Source organism: Kitasatospora sp. CMC57 (genome assembly GCF_045866025.2).
Lineage (GTDB): Bacteria > Actinomycetota > Actinomycetes > Streptomycetales > Streptomycetaceae > Kitasatospora.
Genome location: NZ_AP035881.2, coordinates 6,753,602 through 6,771,318, shown reverse-complemented (window position 1 = coordinate 6,771,318; position 17,717 = coordinate 6,753,602). Strand labels below are relative to the sequence as shown.

Genomic DNA, 17,717 nt, shown 5'->3' with positions numbered 1-17,717 from the left:
CGGCGATGCTGGCCCGCGAAGACCTGCACGCCTCGGTCACCGACCCGGCCTCGGCGTCGATGAACTTCCTGAACGAGGTCTCGGCCCGCTTCCCCGACGCCATCTCCCTGGCGGCCGGGCGCCCGTACGAGGGTTTCCACAGCACCGACGACCTGCACCGCTACCTCCGGACCTACCTCGCCCACCTGGAGCGGCTCGGTCTCGACCCGGAGCAACGGCAGCGCCAACTGCTCCAGTACGGCCGTACCAACGGCCACCTCGGCCCGCTGATCGCCCGGATGCTCGCGCTGGACGAGGGCATCGAGGTGCCCGAGCAGGCCGTGATGGTGACCACCGGAGCCCAGGAGGCCATGGTCGTCGCACTGCGCGGCCTCTGCGCCGGGCCCCGCGACGTGGTGCTGGCCGTCGAGCCCTGCTACGTCGGGTTCACCGGGGCCGCCAGGCTGCTCGGCATCGAAGTGGTGGCGGTCCCGGAGACGGCGGACGGCCTCGATCCGGAGACCGTACTCGCCGTCGCCCGCGCCGTCCGGGCCGACGGCCGACGGCCGCGCGCCCTCTACCTGGTACCGAACTTCGCGAACCCGTCCGGCGCCTCGATGCCGGTACCGACCCGGCGGCGACTGCTGGACGTCGCGGCGGAGGCCGACCTGCTGGTGCTGGAGGACGACCCGTACGGGCTGTTCGGACTCTACGACGAACCCCGGCCCGCCCTCAAGGCACTCGACACCGAACAGCGGGTGGTCTACCTCGGCTCCTTCGCCAAGTCCTGCTTCCCCGGCGCCCGGATCGGCTTCCTGGTCGCCGACCAGTCCGTGACGGACCGTCAGGGGCGCCGCACCCTGCTCGCGGAGGAGCTGTCCACGGTGAAGAGCCTGCTCACGGTGAACACCTCGCCGGTCGCGCAGGCCCTGGTCGGCGGCTTCCTGGTGGAGTCCGGGTGCAGCCTGAGGAACGCGGTCCAGGAGAAGACCCGGTTCTACCGCCGCAACCTGCGCACTCTGCTGGCCGCCCTGGAGCACTCCTTCGCCGAGCAGCCCCGGGTCCGCTGGAACGCGCCGGACGGCGGATTCTTCGCGGTGCTGGAGGTACCGCTGACCGCCGACCGGAGCCTGCTGGAAACCTCCGGCCGCGACTACGGGGTGTTGTGGACGCCGATGAGCTTCTTCCACAGCGGCGAGGGCGGCCGGCGCGCCCTCCGGCTCTCCTGCAGTGCGCTGGAACCGGCGCAGATCGAGGAGGGCGTACGCCGCCTCGCCCGCCTGGTCAGGGACCGTACGGAATGACCCGTCCTCACGACACGGTGCGGCTGTGGCTGGTGCCCGACCGGCCCGAACCCACCGCTGCCGACCTGTTCGCCGTCCTCGATCCCGCCGAGCGGCTCCGCGCCGAGGCGTACCGCTCGGCCGAGGACCGCCGCCGGTTCGTGGTCGCCCACGCTGCGGTCCGGCACATCCTCGCCCGGCAGCTCGGCGTCCCACCGGCCGAGCTCCGTTGGCAGCGCGGGCCGCACGGCAAACCCGAACTGACCGGCCATCACACCGGCACGGAGGTCAACCTCTCCCATTCCGGCGACCTCGCCATGGTCGCGGTCTCGATTACCCGGCCGGTCGGCGTGGACGTCCAACGGGTGCTGCCTCGGCTGGACGCCGTGGCCATGGCGGAGCGCTACTTCGGGCCCGAGGAGGCCGAGTTCGTTCGGGCGGCACCGGACCCCGTAAGCCGGGCCGACTGCTTCGCCCGGCTCTGGGCCCGGAAGGAGGCTCTGGTCAAGGCTCACGGCGGCCGGCTGACCCAGGGGCTGCGGATCCCGCTGCACGAGAGCGACACCGGGGTCGGCGGTAGCTGGTCCCGCGACTACCGCGTCTCCGACGTGCCCGCACCGCCCGGCTACCGGGCGGCCGTCGCACTGTCCGGCACCGAGCCCTTCCGGGTCACCCTCCGCCCCTGGCGCCGGCCCGCGCCGACGACCACCTGACACCCGTCGAACGGAGCACCCACCATGCCCCTGGACCCCCGGCTCCAAGCCCTGCGCGAGCAGCGCGCCCGCAGCGGCGCGGCCCCCCTCTACACCCTCTCCCTGGAACAGGCCAGAGCCGCCGACCTCGCCGCGATCCGCGCCGCCGCCGGCCACCCCCGGCCCCTGTACGAGGTCACCGACCGCCAACTCCCGGGCCCCGCAGGCGAGCTGACCGCCCGCATCTACCGGCCGAGCGCCGAACGGCCGCTGCCCGCCCTGCTCTACCACTTCGGCGGCGGGTGGACCCTCGGCAGTATCGACACCGCCGACGTGCTCTGCCGCGACCTCGCCGAGGCGGTCGGCTGCCTGGTCGTCACGGTCGGCTACCGGCTCGCCCCCGAGCACCCGTTCCCGGCTGCCGTGCACGACTGCCACGCGGCGCTCCGCTGGGTCGTCGGCCACGCCGAGGAGCTGGGCGCCGACCCGTCCAGGCTCGCGGTCGGCGGCGACAGCGCGGGCGGCAACCTCGCGGCGGCGGTGACCCTGCTGGCCCGCGCCGACGGCGACCTACCGCTCGCCGGACAGCTGCTGGTCTACCCCAACACCGACCAGCTGGCCGACGACGCGTCGATGCGGGCCAACGACGACCCCTGGATGTTCAACCACCACTCGGTGGCCTGGTACGGCGGCCACTACCTGACCACCCCGCAGGACGCCGGCCACCCGCTGGCCTCCCCGCTCCGGGCCCCCGATCTGACCGGCCTGCCCCCGGCTCTGGTCCTCACCGCCGAGTACGACCCGCTGCGCGACCAGGGCGAGGCGTACGCCGCCCGGCTCGCCGCCGCCGGGGTGACGGTGGAACTCACCCGCTACCCCGGCATGGCTCACGGCTTCTTCACCATGACCGGCACCCTCGACGCCGCCCGCACCGCCAACCGCCAGGCGGCCCGCTTCCTGCGGGACCGCTTCGCTTCGTGCTGACGGTCAGTCCGTTGCGCCGGACCTCACTGGCCCACCCGGCCATCGACGCACTCGCGCAGCAGGTCGGCGTGCCCGCAGTGCCGGGCGTACTCGTCGATCCGATGCACCATCAGTTCCCGCACGGCGGTCCCGTTCTTCCCCAACCGCACTCCCAGGTCGGGGTGTTGGGCCAGCGCGGCGTCCGTCTCGGCCTGCTCCCTGGCCAGGTCCTCGAACGCGGCGTCGACCACGGCCTGCTCGCCGACCGCATCCTCGAAGTCCGCGTCCCGCCTGCCGTAGAGCTTCGGCAGCGGATCCCCCTCGGTGATCCAGTTGCGCCAGTCCCGCTCCACCTCGGCGAGGTGCCGGACCAACCCGAGCAGCGACATCGTCGAGGGCGGCACCGACCGGCGGGCCAGCTGCTCCGCGTCCAGCCCCTCGCACTTCATCCGCAGAGTGAGCCGGAAGTTCGCCAGGAAGTCCTGCAGGGTCGCCAGCTCCCCGTCGGGGCTGGGACCTTCACTGTTGCGGGGGTCGTCGTCCGGGTTGGCCCACATGTCGGGGTAGACGGTGGCCTGGGTCCATCGCGCGGGATGATCAGTCATACGGCCCATGGTCGTCCGCACCACCCCGAGGCCGCCAGCGAGTTTCGCCGCCGGTAGTCTCCGTCACCATGAGACGCGCGTGGATGTTGCCGGTACTGCTTGTGCTCTGCGGCTCGGCCCTCTCCACCAGGCAGATCGTCCAAGGACACCCCGGCACGGCCGCAGCCGTCCTGCTGGGATTCGTGCTCCTCGCGGCCCTGAACTCGCCGCTGATCTTCCCCCGGTCGGTCAGCGCGCCGGAGGCCCAACGCCTCAGTGCCCTCGACGGCCGCCCGATCGTCTACTGGCGGCCGGGCTGCCAGTACTGCCTACGCCTGCGCCTCCGCCTGGGCCGCCGCGCCCACCGGCTGCACTGGGTCAACATCTGGCGCGACCCCGCCGGAGCGGAGGCCGTCCGAGCGGCCAACGACGGCAACGAGACCGTCCCGACCGTCTTCGTGGCGGGCAACCCGCACACCAACCCGGCCCCTGGGTGGGTGCGCGATCAGCTCCGCTGACGGGCAGTCAGTTGTTCGGCGACCCGTCAGTCGTCCGGTACGACCGCGACCGGGCAGGGCGCGTGGTGAATCGCGGCCTGGGCCACCGACCCGAGGTGAGGCCCGAGGGAGAGCCGTCGGCTGTGCCGGCCGATCACCAGCAGTCCCGCGCCGGCGGCGGCCTCCAGCAGGGTGAGCGTCACGGTGCCGAGCACCGCCTCCCCGGTGATCGCGAGCTGCGGGTACCTGCGCCGCCACGGTTCCAGTGCTTCCTCGACCAACGTCTGCTCGACCTTGGCGAGCTCCTTCTCCGAGTTGCCGATGGCCGCGAACGCGAGGTAGTCGCTGCCGCTCGGCGGGCTCCAGACGTGGATCACCCGCAACGGAGCCGACCGTGCGGCCGCAGCCTCGCAGGCGAACTCCACCGTACGGTCGGTGGGGTGACGCATCCTCAGGCCGACCACCACGCCCGCCTGCCGGTCGCCGTCCGGCGGGGTGACATCCGTCGGGCTGTCATCCGTCCGGCTTTCGCCCGTCCGGACCAGGACCACCGGGCAGTCCGCCCGGCCGAGCACCTGCCGGCTCACCGAACCGGTCAGGAACCCCCGCAGGGCGCCGAGCGCACGCGAGCCGAGTACGAGCATCGCGGCGCCCTGCCCGGCCGCCCGCAGGACGGTGACCGGGTCCCCCTGGACGTGCGTGGCGATCACCTCGACCCCGGCGCTCCGGGCGCCCAGCCCGGCCGCCTCGTCCGCCAGCCGCCGCCGGGCCCACCGCATGGCCTCCTCGCTGCCCAGCACGTGGTCGCCCGCCCACGGCCACACCTGGACCAGCTCCACCGGCCATCGCCGGCGCACTCCCTCCAGGGCGGCCCAGTCGGCGGCGGCCACGCTCTCGGGTGATCCATCGAACCCGACCACGATCGATGCGTCCACGGGAACCTCCTCGGGTACGGCGTGCCCGTCCTCGATCACCTTCATCCTCCGCCTACGCGCCTCCGTCCGCACGGGCCGCGCGGCTCGGGCCAGGTGTGGCAGCCGTCATGACAGCCACCAGGCGCGCCGCCGACCCGCTGTCGGCGCGGGTCCCTAGGATGCCGGTCATGACCTCGACCCCGCTGCACTGGAAGCTCGTTGTCGACGCCCACGACCCACACGCCCAGGCCGACTTCTGGGCCGCCGCACTCCACTACCAGGTCGAGGACCACAGCCCCCTGATCGGCAGACTCCTCGGCGCCGGCGCCGTCCCACCCGAGCTCGTGACCGACCACCACGGCCGCGCCGCCTGGCGGGACGCAGCGGCGGTACGCCACCCCGACGAGCCGTACGACCCGGAGAGCGGCACCGGACTGGGTCGCCGGCTGCTCTTCAACCGCGTACCGGAGTCCGAGCGGAAGACCACCAAAAACCGCCTGCACATCGACCTCCACGGCCCAACTGGCGAGCGCGACAAGGAAGTTGAGCGCCTCACCGCCCTCGGCGCCCGAACCTTCCGCCACGTCAGGGAGCCGGCGGGCGAGTGGGTGGTCATGACGGACCCCGAGGGCAACGAGTTCTGCGTTCACTAGCCTCGATCTTTCGTGACGATCGTGTACCGCCACAGCCCATGCACCGCGGACAGCGTGGTGCCCGGGCCGATCCGGCGAACGGTCTCCACCAGCAGCGCTCCGCCAGCCTGCGAGACCCCTCTCGATCCGCCTCCCGATATCCGGACACGTGGACAAGTTCCGTTGCGCTTCATCAGGCGTGCCCCGTGCTGGGGCGATGTCACCGGACCGTAAGCGGGCGATATCCTCCCAGTTCAAGTGCACTTCGTTGATCTCCGGCTGCCGCCCGGGCGAGGAGTCACCGGTCTCGTCGGCACGAAGCACCGAGAGCAGAGGGGACCACCCGTGTCAGCTGGCACATGGCCGCAATTCTTGGTCCACTCCGAGCGGTTCACCGCCGTCTACCCCGACTTGCCGGCTTTGGAACGCTTGGTTCTCAGATCGGTGCACCTCAGTCCCTACGGTCCCGCTGTGACATTGCGTGTCGAGCTTCCGCGCTTTCCTGACCTCGCTCCGCCGGACTGGGCCGAAGCAGGCTGTGACCGCTTCGAGGCCCAGATCGAGTTCATCGCGGTGGGCGAGGACCTCCGGATGCGGGGTCTCCCCGACAGCACCGTGGTCGACATCGAGTTCGGTCCCCACGTCCAGACCCCGGAGCGCCGGATCAGGATCGCGGTGAGCGGCCCGCAGTTCTCACTGGAATTCACCGCGCACGCAATGAAGGTGGGCCACCTCAACGCCTACCGCTCCGGCGAAGCGAACCCCTACACGGCTCGGCGATGGTTCGAGAGTCCCCTCGACCAGCGTCTGCACCCTGAGGTGCTGCCTCCCACGACTGCGAGGGTGTTCTATGAGCGAGCGTGACTGGTCTGCCGAGCTGGCCAACCCCGAATCGATCCGCGAAGTCCTGGGCACACCCCCACGACCACTGACGGACTACCACCTGGACTCCGTCCTCATCGACGAGCGCGAAGCGTCGGTCACTCTGAGATTCTCCGACTTCGGCATCCCGGCCGGTGCCACCGGCCTGTGGCACGCGCGCGGCCACAACGCGGTGGAGTTCGTCCTGGTCTGCAGCGGCGTGAAGAACTTCGAAGTCGACGGCTGGTCCGGCTGGCCCACAACTGTCGCCAGCTTCACTCAGCGAACCGTTGTGCTCGGCGGCCAGGACAAGCACGTGTCCTTCGACACCGACGAAATTTGCGCCCAATCCCCGGTTGGACACCGACGGAGTCGAGCGCAGTGACTTCGGCCGACAGTCGAAGAAGAACTGGCGCGGCGAGGACTTCACCTCACGGACGAACGTCGCAGACCCTCGGCTGGGTGCAGCGCGGGAGGAGGATTCACAGGTCAGCGCCGCCCTCTAGGATCCTGATTGCCCATCAGCACCTTTCTTCGTGAAAGCGCGGGGCTGGGCACGGTGTGGGGTCGGGTGCCGCGACGGCGCATGGCCGACCCCCTGGTGCTCGGGATCGGCCATGCGTGGGCGGAGCGGTCAGTGAAGCGCGGTGGAGCAGGTGGTGCCGTTGAGGGTGAAGCCGCCGGGTGCGGGGTTGGTGCCGGAGTAGGCGCCGTTGAAGCCGATGGTGGTGGAGCCCCCGGTGGGCAGGGACGCGTTCCAGCCGGCGTCCTTGACGGTGACCTTGTCGCCGGTCTGCGCCCAGGTTCCGTTCCAGCCCTGGGTGACCGTCTGGTTGCCGGTGAAGGTGAATCCGAGGTTCCAGCCGGTGACCGGTGCCGCCAGGTTGGTGATCTTCACGCTCGCGGTGAAGCCGCTGCCCCAGTCGTTGCCGACCTGGTAGGCGACGGTGCAGCCGCTCGTCGTGGCCGGACCGGTGGTGACCTGCAACGGAGCCGACGGCGGTGAGCTGCGGCCGCCGGTGTCGGTGGCCACCACGCGGAACGTGTAGGCGGTGGCCGGGGTCAGACCGGTGACGGTCGCACTGGTGGCCGAGGCGGGGACGGTGACCAGCGGCGCCGTGGTGGCCGGGTCGCCGGCGTACACGCGGTAGTCCGCCAGGGGGGACGTCCCGGCGGTGGCGGCCGGCCAGGTCAGCGTCACGCGGTCGGAGCCGGTCGCGGAGGCGGTGGGGGTGCCGGGGGCCGTGGGTGGGGTGGCCTGGGCCGAGCCGGCGGGAATGACGTACTCGGTGATGGAGTACGCCGGGAAGGTCGCGGTGAAGGAGCCGCCGTTCAGCGGCTGACCGGCCGGGTGCTGGATCGCGGCGGGGTCGCCCTGGCCGTAGCGGTAGACCTGCGCCGCTGCCGGGAGCGCGGTGCTGCCGGTCACCGAGACGGGTGCGGTCAGGTCACCGGTGGTCTTGTTGATCACCATGACCGTGGTGGCGTGGTCACTGCTGCGCTCGGCCGCGTAGACCGACAGCTTGTCCTGGTCGGCGCTCGCGGCCTTGACGGAGGTGTCGCCGAAGGTGCCGCCCTGGCCGTCGTAGTTCAGGAACATGCGGAAGGCGTACGCTCCGGGGTCGGTCGCCTTCGGCGGTGACCACAGGGTGGCCAGGTCGAGTCCCTGACGTCCGAAGATCCCCAGCACGTCGGCCTGTGCCAGGCCACCGTCGATGTGGTCCAGCGCGCCCCAGTTGTACTCCGAGATGGCCAGCTTGGTACCCGGGTAGTTCTGGTCGATCAGCGAGCGCATCCGGGGGACGAACTGGATCGGCTGGTTGATCCAGCTCTCGTCGACGTAGGACGGGTCCCACAACTGCCGGGTGGAACGCAGTCGCAGGGCCTGCGTAGCCGCGTCGTCGGCGCTGCCGGAAACTCCGGACTGCTGCGGGTAGATGTGCTCGTCGAAGTAGTCGAGGATCCGGCGCCCGTGCGCCTGCTCGTACTCCTTCATCTTCTGCAGGTACCAGGGGGCGAACTGCAGGCCGCCGTGCGCGGCGGCGTCCGGCGGGTTCGACCAGCAGCTGCCGCCCTGCTGGCCGCACACCTGCTGGTCCAGACCGGAGTAGACCAGCGAGTTGAAGCCCCAGCCGACCGGGCCGAGGGTCTGCGCGGCCGGATCGGCGTCCTTGACGGCTGCGGCGACGGCGTAGGTGCTGTCGCGCATCTCGTCGTAGCCCGGCCCGGTCGGGTGGACGTCGCGGTGCGTGCCGAACCACAGGTCCGGTTCGTTGTCCAGGTTGTAGAAGCGCACCCCGCCGCTGCTCGCGGTGCCGTAGGCACTGTCGAGGTACTGCACCCAGCCCTTGACGAAGTCAGGCCCCGCAGGCGTGCTGGTCTCGGTCGGGGCGTTGCCCGTGATCAGTGTGCCGTCGGGTTTCTTGCCGTTGCCGCAGTCCGGCCGCCACTGCGCGTCGGTCTCCTGCTGAGGGCCGTACTTGGCGATGCTGAACCCGCAGCCGCTGTCCCGGCCGGCCGCCGTCCAGCCGATCATCGGCACGGTCATCAGCGTGTCGGTCCCGGTCCTGCGGTTCTGCTCGACGAACTTGTCGGCCTGCGATCCGGCGGGCAGTGCTGCGGCGTCGTTGTTGTAGTGCAGGTCCTCGAAGTACCAGTCGGACCCGGCGTTGTAGGCGTCGAGCTTGTAGTTGTACCGGCTGGTGGCGTTGCCGCCCCAGCGGCCCATCGGCAGGCGCAGTTCCTTGGCCAGTACCTCGTCGGGAAAGTTCATGCCGTAGATGTGGGGGTCGATGGCGTGCCGTCCGCTGGTGGCGTCCACGGTGATCGCCGGGCCCGCGGTGGCAGCGGCCGCCGACACCGCCCGCCCGGGCGCGGTGCCGGCGGCCTGCGCCGCTCCGGTTCCGGCCAGCAGGACCGCGACTGCCGCCAGGGCGGCCGCCTTGTGTGTGGTACGCATGGTCTCCTTCTCAGCAGCCGACAGCGCCGGGGTACGGTCCGCGACGCCGAAGCGTGCGATCGACGCGTACCGCCGACAGCGCCGCGGCCTTGGGTGGGGGGATGGAAACGACCGCGCTGTGGGAACCCGGCACTCAACTCGCCGCCCAGTGGGGCCAGTCAATACGTGGGAGCGCTCCCATCCAGGAGTCTGGAGCGCCCGGACCGGGGTGTCAACACGTCTGCACGGAGCACTGATCCGGCTCGGTCCGAGTCGGTGTCGCGCGCCTGAGAAGACCGGCCGGGTCGGCCCGGCCCGCCGGAGGGCCGTCCGGGCTGCACGGTTTAGGCTCGGTGACTCGGGGGCTCAGTGCTTCAGGGGCGACGATCGGGGGGACGAAGTGGGCAGATGGGAGCGGGCGCTCGACGCGGCCGGAGTGCACGACACCGGACTACGGGCGGACTACGGCCGGCAACGGCAGCAGGTCGCCGAGTACAAGCGCGAGGTCGCGCTGGCCGTCGGCCTGCTCCTGCCGGACTCGATGCTGCCGCACGTCATCGCGGCCGCCGCGTTCATGCACCGCACCGACAGCCTGCTCGACAGCGGCCCATCGGCGGACCGCAGGAGGGCCTCCTCCGACTGGGAGCGGGAGGTCTCCGAGGGCCTCGCCACCGGGCGCTCCGACCACCCGGAGATCCGTCCCCTGCTCAACAGCACCGAGGCGCACCCGGTACTGCGTGACCGCGTCAGGGACTACCTGGCCGCAGCCGCCACGGACCTCGACTTCGCCGGATTCGCCACCGAGGACGACTACCAGCGGTACGTCGACGACTATTCGCTGCCGGCGTTCATGGTCGTCGCCACGCTGCTCGGCCCGGACGGTGACCAGACGGAGTACCGCGCGGCCTGCCGGACGTTCATCGAGGCGAGTCAGCGGCTGGACTTCGTCAACGACCTCGCGGAGGACCTGGCGGACGGCCGCCTGACCATCCCGGTCCAGACCCTGGCGGCGTACGGTGTCACCCGCACGCACCTGGAGCAAGCCCGGTCCGTACCGGCGGTGCTCGCCCTGCTCACCGACCAACTCGACCGGGTGGACCGCGCCCTGACGGCGGGGCGGGCGGTTGTCGGGCTCGTACCGGCGCGTCACCGGCCGATGGTCAGGTGCATCGTCGGAGTCGACGAACTCACCAGCGCCGCCGCCCGTTCGGCCGGTGGCACCCTGCTGCGTCGCCCCGCGAGTCCTGCCAAGCTCGCCGCCCTTCGGCTCCTCGGCCGCGAGTACCTCCAGGCCTGGCGGCACCGCGGCTGAGGCGCGTCAGGCGCTGCCGCCGACCGAACCCGGTCAGATCGCGGTGCCGGACCCCGGGTCGGAGAACGTCAGGCCGCCCACGGCGAGCGGCCGGCGGGTCGGGCGCGGCTCGGCGACCTCCTCACCGGGCGGCTGCCGGAAGTCGGCACCCTGCTCGACGGGAGGCAGGCGGTGGCCACTGCTCGGCACCGGGGCGGGCGCGTCGGTGGCGGATTCGGAGAATGCGGGCAGCCCGAGGCTGCGACGGTCGGGGGTCATGTCGATCAGTGTGACAGGTCCGCCGACGGTTCCGGTCGCTGGCACCGGCCCGGGGCGCCGATCCGGCCGACGGGTCGGCGTTCGCGCCCCACCGCCGCCCGCCCAGATGGTCTAGTCCACTCATTGACAGGGGGCGGCCGCAGCCGAATAGTTGGGCAGCACAGTCGGCACAACGAGGAGGTCCGGGTGTCCACACCGTCAGCGTCGGAGTTCGCCGCCGCAGCTCACGCGGCGATCGAGCGTGTCAGCAAGGAACAGGCCGAAGGCGTGGTCAGGGCGGCCGAGTTGATCGTTGCGGCACTCGCCGCCGGCGGCATCGTGCAGGCGTTCGGCACCGGTCACTCCGAGGCGCTCGCCATGGAGCTCGCGGGTCGCGCCGGTGGCCTGGTCCCCAGCAACCGGATCGCCCTGCGGGACGTGGTCCTCTTCGGCGGCAGGCCCCTGGAAACCTTGCAGGGGCCCGAGTTGGAGCGCGGCACCGACTCCGCCGCCCTGCTGTACGAGCTCGCGGCACCGCAACCGGCCGACGTCTTCGTGATCGCCTCCAACTCCGGCGTGAACGGCTGCGTGGTCGAACTCGCCCGACTGGCAAAGGAGAACGGCCATCCGCTGATCGCCATCACCTCGGCAGAGCACACCGCCCGCGTCCAGCCCAAGCACCCGTCCGGCCTCCGGCTGCGCGACCTGGCCGACGTCACGCTGGACAACGGTGCACCCTACGGCGACGCCGTGCTGTCGATGAGCGGCGGCGGCAAGGCCTGTGGAATCTCCTCGATCACCGCCGCCCTGCTCGCCCAGCAGATCATCGCCGAGGTGATCGCACGGATCCAGGCCGGTGGCGGCGTCCCGCCGATCTACCTGTCGGCCAACATCCCCGGCGGCGACGAACACAACCGGGTGTTGGAGGCGCGCTACGCCGGCCGCATCCGGCGTACGGCGTGACCGACGCACCCGTGGTGCTCGGCCTGGACGTCGGCGGTTCGACCACCCGGGTGCTGCTCGCGGACCTGGACGGCCAGGTGCTCGCCGGTGCCACGGGCGCGGGCGGCAACCCGGTCTCGTACGGCGAGGCCACCGCCGCCGGGCACATCCTGGACGCCCTGCGCACCGCTCTGGCCGAGGTGGATCCGGCCGGGGTGGTGGCCGGTGTGATCGGCCTGGCCGGCGGCCTGATCCGCGCCACCGCCCTCGACCAGGTCTGGTCCGCCGCCGGTCTGCCGATCACCCCACGCGTGGTCAGCGATCTTCAACTCGCCTACGTCGCGGGAACCTCGGGCCCGACCGGTTCGGTCCTGCTCAGCGGCACCGGGGCGGCCGCGGCCCACTGCCGGGACTTCGAGCCCGTCCGGACCGCCGACGGTCACGGCTGGCTGCTCGGCGACCGGGGCTCCGGCTACTGGCTCGGCCGAGCCGCCGTCGAGACCGCCCTCGCCGCCAACGACCGGGGCGAACTCGACGGCCTCGCCGCCCAGGTGGTCCACACACTGGCCGGACCGCAGCCGCCCGGCCGCCGAACGCGCGCCGCCCTGATCGCCGCAGCTCACGCCGACGCTCCCGTACGGCTGGCCCGGCTCGCCCCGCTCGTCCTGTCCTCCGCCACCGCCGGAGACCCGCAGGCCCGCCGACTGGTTCACCGTGCGGCCGACCACCTGCTCGACACGCTCACCGCCGTCCACGCCCCGCACTCGCAACTCCCGGTGGTCCTTGCAGGCGGCGTGCTCGCACCGGACTCCCCGCTCAGCGCCGAAGTGCGCACCCGCATCACCGCCCACTGGCCCGACGCCCCGCTCACCCACGCGGGCAATACCGCCGGTGCCGCCGCCTGGCTCGCCATCCGCCAACTCGGCCGCACCGACACCGCCTTGCACACCCGCCTGACCGCCCAGCCACCCACCCCGACCCGTACCTGACGCTTCCACAGGTCGCACCCATTCGGGCAACTGCCGCTCCTGCAAAGAATGCAGTTCGTTTCCCGGTGCTCCGATCGGTGCCTGCGGGCGCGGCTTCCGCCACCGCTCAGCCGCCCGGAGTTCCGAAGAGGCTGCGTTCGACGTGCTGGGTGTCGGTGTACTCCCGTACGGAGACGATGACGCCGTTCCGTACGACGAAGACGCCGAGGCAGGTGTTGTCGTAGACCCGGCCGGTCGCAGCGAGTCCCTTGGACGTCCACTCGGCGACGACCTGCTCGCCGTCCGCGATCACGTTGGTGAGCGTTACGACCGGGGTGCCACCTGGGGCGAAGAGGCTGCCGACGCCGCCGAGGAAGTCGTTGATGATGGCGTCGCGTCCGCTCCACACGCCGGTCAGGGGGACGTCACCGGGGTACGTCCAGCTGGCTTCCTCGGCGAAGCTCGCGACGATGGTGTCGAGGTCGCCCTCAACGACGGCATTGACGTAGCGGGTGACGACGGTACGGGGGTCGAGCCGGGTCATGGGAGTGCTCCTCGGAAAACTGGCTGACGGTGGGTCAGGAGATGGTGAGTACGGCGTTGCCACGGATCCTGCGGTCCCGCAGGTCGGCGAGGACTCCGGCGGTCTGCTGCCAGTCGGCGGTGCGGCCGAGCTCGGGGTGCAGACGGTCCTCGGCGACCAGGCGGACGAGTGTTTCGAGGTCGGCGGCGTCCGGCTCGTCCACATCGGCGTAGCTGAAGTGGCGAACGGTGGCAGAGACCGGCCCGGCGAAGAAGTCGAAGAAATCCAGGAGGGCCGGCTCCCGGCTCGCCTGACCGAACCAGACCAGCTGCCCGCGCGGCGCCAGCCGGGAGAGCGCCGACGTCAGGTTCTTGCCGCCAGTGGACTCCAGGACGAGGTCGAAGGTGCCCCGCGCGTCCTCGACCTCGTGGACCACGGCAGCGGCGCCGAGCGCGCCGAGCCGCTCGCCCCGCTCGGACGACGCGCTCACCGCCGTCACCAACGCACCGGCTGCGGCCGCCAGTTCGGTGGCGTAGTGGCCGACGCCGCCGGAGGCTCCGGTGAGCAGGATGCGTCGGCCCGCCACGCAACCGGTCGTCCGCAGCAGCCGCAACGCGGTCAGCCCGGCCAGCGGAAGCGCGGCAGCCTGAACGGCCGTCACCGAGTCCGGCAGCAAGGCGAGGCTGCCGACCGGCACCGCGACCAACTCGGCCCAGCCCGACGAGGACGGATGGCCGACCACCCGCTGTCCGACCTTCGGCCCGGAGCCGTCCGGCGCCGCCTGCACGACCAGCCCGGCGATGTCCTTGCCGGGGCGTGCGCCCTCCGCCGACTGCTCCAACTGGAAGATCTCGCCCCGGTTCACCGAGTACGCGTCCACCTTCACCAGTGCCTCATCGGGCCGCTGGACCGGCTCGCCGACCTCGGCCTGTCGGACCAACTCCGGGCCCCCGGTTGCCACGAATGCCTTCATATCGCTCTCCCACGCTGCTCCGGTCGGTGCTGCCCGACCGGTGTCCAGCAAACCGCCGGGGCCGGTCAGCGGTCCAACAACCGGATGCCGGTGGCGACAACCACGGGTTGTCGGCCAGGATGGCGGCCGTGGATCTCGATCTCGCCCAGGTGCGCGCCTTCGTCATGACGGCCGAACACCTGCACTTCGGCCGGGCGGCGCAGGCGTTGTCGCTGAGTCAGCAGGGTCTGTCCAAGCGGATCGCCCGACTCGAGGAGGGCCTCGGGGTCACCCTCTTCGAACGGGGCTCCGGTGCAGTCGGCCTGCTCCCGGCCGGAACCCGCTTCCTCGGGCCGGCCAGGGCGCTGCTCGCCGCTGGGGAGGCGGCCCTGGCGGCTGCCCGCGAGGAGGAGCGGCCCGTCAGGATCGATGTCTGGGGCCATCTGTTCGCCCCACTACGGACGGTGCGGGAGGCGCTGGACGATGCATCGGACGAGGCCCTGCACGCCGAGGTCGGCTCCGGCCGTGACCTGCCGGCGGTGGCGGCGGCCCTGCTCCGAGGGGACGCCGACGCCGGTTTCGGGCGGTATCACCCGTTCGGGGACCGCCGCGACGAGGCACTCGCCCACCGCCTGGTCCGGCTGGAACCGGTGGACGCGATCCTCGCCGCTGACCACCCGCTGGCCGGTGCCGAGGAGCTACGGCCCGTCGACCTGACGGCCGGACGACTGGTCCTCCCCGCAGCGGCCGGACGCCTTGACTTCCTGCGGCGGTTCGCTGAGCAGTTCGCCGTGCCGATGCTGCCGGGCGAGGCGAACCTCGGCTTCGACCACCTGTTGGAGCGGATTCGCAGCACCCCGGGAGGCTTCACGCTCTTTCCCGCCGAAGTGCCACTGCCGGACGGCTCCGGTCTGGTCGCCGTCCCACTGGTCGAGCCGACCCCGCTGTACGCCTGGTCACTGCTCTGGCCACGCCACCAGGCCGCTCCGGGCGTGGCGCACCTGGTACGCGGGTTCGCCAGGAGCGGCCGGCGGCGGCGTTGGCTGGAGTACCGTCCCGGCCGGGACTGGCTACCGGAGGCCGATCAGGAACAGGTACGGGCGCTGTGAGGCGGTGCAGGCGGACTCCACCAATTTGCCACGGTGCCGTCGCCGTTGGAGGTGAACTTCCAGCGCGGCGAGGTCCGGGATGTGTCCAGTGCGGCGAACTCGGCCCCGCCGAGATGATGACGCTGCAGCTCCCGCCACACTGGAAGGCGACGCCACCGCCTTCGCTGAGCGCGAGGTGGGCGTTGTCATCGACCACCGTGGGGCCGTACTTGACGGCGCGCGTGTCCAGCACGGCCGGTGGTGGGCAGCGGCGGCACGGCCGTCGGGCGGACGTTCTTGGACCAGTCGGCGAAGGTCGCGGCCGTTTGCGCGGAGGTCGTCTGCCTGGTCCGGACCTGCTCCTAGCCGAGGGCCCCACCACCTGGCCCTGGGCCACGCTATCGGGTAAAGAAGTGCTCTTCACGGACAACAGCGCCCAAACGCTTGACCGTTGGGCGCGTGCAGTGAAACCGTCCACGAGTGACTGCTGATACAGGGGAATCGACTTCGGCCCGCCCCGACGACCGGGCCGCGTCGGCACTGCGCTTCGCGGTGGAACTCATCGCCTGGGTGGCGACGCCCTGGGCGCTGGCCGGCCACTCCTGGCTGCTGGCCGTCCTCTCCGTGGCCGTCCTGATCGGCCTGCCCACGTGCTTCTCCACTCCGGGCGACAAGGCGCAGGTGATCATCGCGGTGCCGGGCTGGGTGACGATCCTCCTCGTGCTGCTCCAACTCGCTGCTGCGGTGGCCTCCTCCTGGCTGGCCTGGCCCGCGTGGGCGGCGGTCCCGGTGACCGTACTGGCCACCGCGACCCTGGTCACGGAGAACCGGCGCTGGCGGTGGCTGCTCTCCGGCGCACCCACCCGCCACTGAGGACATCGCGCGAGCAGCTCACACACGGCGCCCTGCACCGGGCGAGCCGACATGCCCCGGTCAGACTTATTGACAGCCTGTCAGCCGAGCCACATCCTTACCGCACGGTAGAACCGCCTGGTAACCACGACTGGAGCGCGAATCGCCTCCCGTCGGCGCCCCCACGCCCACCCGGCGAACACCCCCATCCACCCCACCCGGAGGCACCCCCATGCCCTCGACCGGAACCTCCCGCGCCCGTACGGCCCTCACCGCATTCGCCCTCGCCGCCGCCGTCTCCGGCGGCGCCGTGACCGCTGCCGGCCCCGCCGCCGCTCAGACCACCTACGCCCGCTACGTCGCCCTCGGCGACTCGTACGCCTCCGCCGCCGGAGTACCGGACCAGATCGACACCGCGTGCGCCCGCTCCAGCCGCAACTACCCGTCGCTGCTCAACGCGGCCCTGACCCCGGCCGCCCGGGTCGACGTCACCTGCGGCGGGGCCACCACCGCCCACATGACCTCCCGCCAGACCGGCTCTGCCGGACCGCAGTTCGACGCCCTGAACGCCGACACCGACCTGGTCACCCTCACTATCGGCGGCAACGACATCGGCTTCGCCGACATCATCGTCCGCTGCGCGACCCTCGGCCTGTTCTCCCCCAACGGCGCACCTTGCAAGTCGAGTTACACCAAGGCCGGGGTCGACCAGCTCTCGGCGAAGATCGACGTGACGGCCGGCAGCATCGCCGCCACCCTCGACGGCATCCGCCAACGCTCGCCCCGGGCCACCGTCCTGGTCACCGGCTACCCGGCGATCCTCCCGGACGACGGCACCAACTGCTTCTCGACCGTCTCCATCGCCAAGGGCGACGCCCCCTGGCTGCGCGACACCGAGAAGCACCTCAACGCCGTGATCGCCGCGCAGGCCGCCGCCCACGGCGCCCGCTACGTGGACACCTACACGCCCTCGATCGGCCACGACGCCTGCAAGCCCACCGGCACCCGCTGGCTCGAACCGCTATTCGCCAGCGGCGCGGCCGCCTTCCACCCCAACGCCACCGGCGAACAGTCGATGGCCGCCGCCGCCCTCGCGGCCGCTACCCGCTGATCCACTCCGGGCACCATCGGTCCCAACGGACCGGTGGTGCCCGCCCCGTTCACTTCCAGAGCGGACCGCTGTTCCCGTTGTCCGCGTCCTCGCACGCCCGGATCCGCCGCTCGACGGCCTGCGCCTCGGAGTCCCGCCCCTGCGCACGCAGCTGCGCGGCGCGCGCGCTCATGGCGGCGACGTCACAGGTGACCGTCCCACCCGCCGCCGCCGGAACGCTCCCGGCGAGCAGTGCGGCGCCACTCAGGGCCAGGGCCAGGGTGAGATTCGACGCGCGACGGATCACCGGTACACCTCCGAGTGGGGCTACTCCGCTTCGCCCACCCTCGAGTTGACCACCTGCCCCACCGCCGACTCCACCACCCACGCCGCCCCGAGCGGGTGAACCG

Annotated in this window: 20 protein-coding genes; 13 read left to right on the top strand and 7 right to left on the bottom strand. The window is 71.8% G+C overall.

What is annotated here, in order from left to right; genetic code table 11:
- Positions 1-5: 5 nt before the first annotated feature.
- From ACKUU6_RS30525 to ACKUU6_RS30515, 3 genes are read left to right on the top strand one after another with little or no spacing between them, the layout of a single operon-like run.
- Entirely contained in the window at positions 6-1,283 is a 1,278-nt protein-coding gene (locus ACKUU6_RS30525; protein ID WP_407991788.1) for a PLP-dependent aminotransferase family protein, read from the top strand.
- On the top strand, positions 1,280-1,975 hold the full coding sequence (locus tag ACKUU6_RS30520; RefSeq protein ID WP_407991787.1) for a 4'-phosphopantetheinyl transferase family protein: 696 nt from the start codon (positions 1,280-1,282) through the stop codon (positions 1,973-1,975). Before ACKUU6_RS30525 ends, ACKUU6_RS30520 begins: the two co-directional genes overlap by 4 nt.
- A gap of 24 nt (positions 1,976-1,999) precedes the next feature.
- On the top strand, positions 2,000-2,938 hold the full coding sequence (locus tag ACKUU6_RS30515) for an alpha/beta hydrolase (protein WP_407991786.1): 939 nt from the start codon (positions 2,000-2,002) through the stop codon (positions 2,936-2,938).
- 23 nt (positions 2,939-2,961) lie between these two features.
- Here the strand turns inward: ACKUU6_RS30515 and ACKUU6_RS30510 are convergent, their stop codons facing one another.
- On the bottom strand, positions 2,962-3,531 hold the full coding sequence (locus ACKUU6_RS30510) for a DinB family protein (protein WP_407991785.1): 570 nt from the start codon (positions 3,529-3,531) through the stop codon (positions 2,962-2,964).
- A 59-nt stretch (positions 3,532-3,590) separates the two neighbouring features.
- On the opposite strand from ACKUU6_RS30510, the gene ACKUU6_RS30505 reads away from it, so the two are divergent.
- Positions 3,591-4,019 carry a glutaredoxin domain-containing protein gene (locus ACKUU6_RS30505; protein WP_407991784.1) on the top strand — a complete coding sequence of 143 codons (429 nt, stop codon included), beginning with the start codon at positions 3,591-3,593 and terminating at the stop codon, positions 4,017-4,019.
- A 26-nt stretch (positions 4,020-4,045) separates the two neighbouring features.
- Here ACKUU6_RS30505 and ACKUU6_RS30500 read toward each other — a convergent pair whose 3' ends face one another.
- A complete protein-coding gene (locus ACKUU6_RS30500; RefSeq protein WP_407991783.1) occupies positions 4,046-4,933 on the bottom strand; it encodes a universal stress protein in 888 nt (295 codons plus the stop codon).
- Between the two features lie 167 nt (positions 4,934-5,100).
- Between ACKUU6_RS30500 and ACKUU6_RS30495 the strand changes: the two genes are divergently transcribed.
- From ACKUU6_RS30495 to ACKUU6_RS30485, 3 genes are all read left to right on the top strand, one after another.
- Positions 5,101-5,565: a VOC family protein gene (locus ACKUU6_RS30495; protein WP_407991782.1), complete on the top strand. Its 465-nt coding sequence runs from the start codon at positions 5,101-5,103 to the stop codon at positions 5,563-5,565.
- A gap of 324 nt (positions 5,566-5,889) precedes the next feature.
- Positions 5,890-6,408, top strand: a complete 519-nt coding sequence (locus ACKUU6_RS30490) for an Imm50 family immunity protein (protein WP_408649647.1) — start codon at positions 5,890-5,892, stop codon at positions 6,406-6,408.
- Positions 6,395-6,790: an Imm50 family immunity protein gene (locus tag ACKUU6_RS30485; protein WP_407991780.1), complete on the top strand. Its 396-nt coding sequence runs from the start codon at positions 6,395-6,397 to the stop codon at positions 6,788-6,790. The genes ACKUU6_RS30490 and ACKUU6_RS30485 overlap by 14 nt, the downstream gene beginning before the upstream one ends.
- A 249-nt stretch (positions 6,791-7,039) precedes the next feature.
- Here the strand turns inward: ACKUU6_RS30485 and ACKUU6_RS30480 are convergent, their stop codons facing one another.
- A complete protein-coding gene (locus ACKUU6_RS30480) occupies positions 7,040-9,364 on the bottom strand; it encodes a glycoside hydrolase family 44 protein (protein ID WP_407991779.1) in 2,325 nt (774 codons plus the stop codon).
- 379 nt (positions 9,365-9,743) lie between these two features.
- Here ACKUU6_RS30480 and ACKUU6_RS30475 point away from each other — a divergent pair, with 379 nt between their 5' ends.
- Complete coding sequence (locus tag ACKUU6_RS30475; protein WP_407991778.1) at positions 9,744-10,655, top strand: phytoene/squalene synthase family protein; 912 nt, start codon at positions 9,744-9,746, stop codon at positions 10,653-10,655.
- A gap of 33 nt (positions 10,656-10,688) precedes the next feature.
- Here ACKUU6_RS30475 and ACKUU6_RS30470 read toward each other — a convergent pair whose 3' ends face one another.
- Positions 10,689-10,913: a hypothetical protein gene (locus tag ACKUU6_RS30470; RefSeq protein ID WP_407991777.1), complete on the bottom strand. Its 225-nt coding sequence runs from the start codon at positions 10,911-10,913 to the stop codon at positions 10,689-10,691.
- A 186-nt stretch (positions 10,914-11,099) separates the two neighbouring features.
- Here ACKUU6_RS30470 and ACKUU6_RS30465 point away from each other — a divergent pair, with 186 nt between their 5' ends.
- Positions 11,100-11,855, top strand: coding sequence for a sugar isomerase domain-containing protein (locus ACKUU6_RS30465; RefSeq protein ID WP_407991776.1), 756 nt, complete (start codon positions 11,100-11,102; stop codon positions 11,853-11,855).
- Positions 11,852-12,823 (top strand): N-acetylglucosamine kinase, encoded by a 972-nt coding sequence (locus ACKUU6_RS30460; protein ID WP_407991775.1) that lies wholly within the window; start codon positions 11,852-11,854, stop codon positions 12,821-12,823. The genes ACKUU6_RS30465 and ACKUU6_RS30460 overlap by 4 nt, the downstream gene beginning before the upstream one ends.
- A gap of 106 nt (positions 12,824-12,929) precedes the next feature.
- Here the strand turns inward: ACKUU6_RS30460 and ACKUU6_RS30455 are convergent, their stop codons facing one another.
- Positions 12,930-13,346 carry a nuclear transport factor 2 family protein gene (locus tag ACKUU6_RS30455; RefSeq protein ID WP_407991774.1) on the bottom strand — a complete coding sequence of 139 codons (417 nt, stop codon included), beginning with the start codon at positions 13,344-13,346 and terminating at the stop codon, positions 12,930-12,932.
- Between the two features lie 34 nt (positions 13,347-13,380).
- Positions 13,381-14,298 (bottom strand): zinc-binding dehydrogenase, encoded by a 918-nt coding sequence (locus tag ACKUU6_RS30450; RefSeq protein WP_407991773.1) that lies wholly within the window; start codon positions 14,296-14,298, stop codon positions 13,381-13,383.
- A gap of 128 nt (positions 14,299-14,426) precedes the next feature.
- Between ACKUU6_RS30450 and ACKUU6_RS30445 the strand changes: the two genes are divergently transcribed.
- From ACKUU6_RS30445 to ACKUU6_RS30435, 3 genes are all read left to right on the top strand, one after another.
- A complete protein-coding gene (locus ACKUU6_RS30445; RefSeq protein WP_407991772.1) occupies positions 14,427-15,386 on the top strand; it encodes a LysR family transcriptional regulator in 960 nt (319 codons plus the stop codon).
- Positions 15,387-15,845: 459 nt separating this feature from the next.
- Positions 15,846-16,238, top strand: coding sequence for a hypothetical protein (locus tag ACKUU6_RS30440; protein WP_407991771.1), 393 nt, complete (start codon positions 15,846-15,848; stop codon positions 16,236-16,238).
- A 211-nt stretch (positions 16,239-16,449) separates the two neighbouring features.
- Entirely contained in the window at positions 16,450-17,328 is an 879-nt protein-coding gene (locus tag ACKUU6_RS30435; RefSeq protein ID WP_407991770.1) for an SGNH/GDSL hydrolase family protein, read from the top strand.
- A 49-nt stretch (positions 17,329-17,377) separates the two neighbouring features.
- Here the strand turns inward: ACKUU6_RS30435 and ACKUU6_RS30430 are convergent, their stop codons facing one another.
- Positions 17,378-17,614, bottom strand: a complete 237-nt coding sequence (locus ACKUU6_RS30430) for a hypothetical protein (RefSeq protein WP_407991769.1) — start codon at positions 17,612-17,614, stop codon at positions 17,378-17,380.
- Positions 17,615-17,717 lie beyond the last annotated feature (103 nt).

Bases quoted from the DNA above. Each gene is read 5' to 3' on its own strand.
- ACKUU6_RS30515 (WP_407991786.1), top strand. From the start codon at position 2,000: ATGCCCCTGGACCCCCGGCTCCAAGCCCTGCGCGAGCAGCGCGCCCGC.
- ACKUU6_RS30520 (WP_407991787.1), top strand. From the start codon at position 1,280: ATGACCCGTCCTCACGACACGGTGCGGCTGTGGCTGGTGCCCGACCGG.
- ACKUU6_RS30480 (WP_407991779.1), bottom strand. From the start codon at position 9,364: ATGCGTACCACACACAAGGCGGCCGCCCTGGCGGCAGTCGCGGTCCTG.
- ACKUU6_RS30470 (WP_407991777.1), bottom strand. From the start codon at position 10,913: ATGACCCCCGACCGTCGCAGCCTCGGGCTGCCCGCATTCTCCGAATCC.
- ACKUU6_RS30450 (WP_407991773.1), bottom strand. From the start codon at position 14,298: ATGAAGGCATTCGTGGCAACCGGGGGCCCGGAGTTGGTCCGACAGGCC.
- ACKUU6_RS30525 (WP_407991788.1), top strand. From the start codon at position 6: ATGCTGGCCCGCGAAGACCTGCACGCCTCGGTCACCGACCCGGCCTCG.
- ACKUU6_RS30435 (WP_407991770.1), top strand. From the start codon at position 16,450: ATGCCCTCGACCGGAACCTCCCGCGCCCGTACGGCCCTCACCGCATTC.
- ACKUU6_RS30455 (WP_407991774.1), bottom strand. From the start codon at position 13,346: ATGACCCGGCTCGACCCCCGTACCGTCGTCACCCGCTACGTCAATGCC.
- ACKUU6_RS30485 (WP_407991780.1), top strand. From the start codon at position 6,395: ATGAGCGAGCGTGACTGGTCTGCCGAGCTGGCCAACCCCGAATCGATC.
- ACKUU6_RS30510 (WP_407991785.1), bottom strand. From the start codon at position 3,531: ATGGGCCGTATGACTGATCATCCCGCGCGATGGACCCAGGCCACCGTC.
- ACKUU6_RS30495 (WP_407991782.1), top strand. From the start codon at position 5,101: ATGACCTCGACCCCGCTGCACTGGAAGCTCGTTGTCGACGCCCACGAC.
- ACKUU6_RS30505 (WP_407991784.1), top strand. From the start codon at position 3,591: ATGAGACGCGCGTGGATGTTGCCGGTACTGCTTGTGCTCTGCGGCTCG.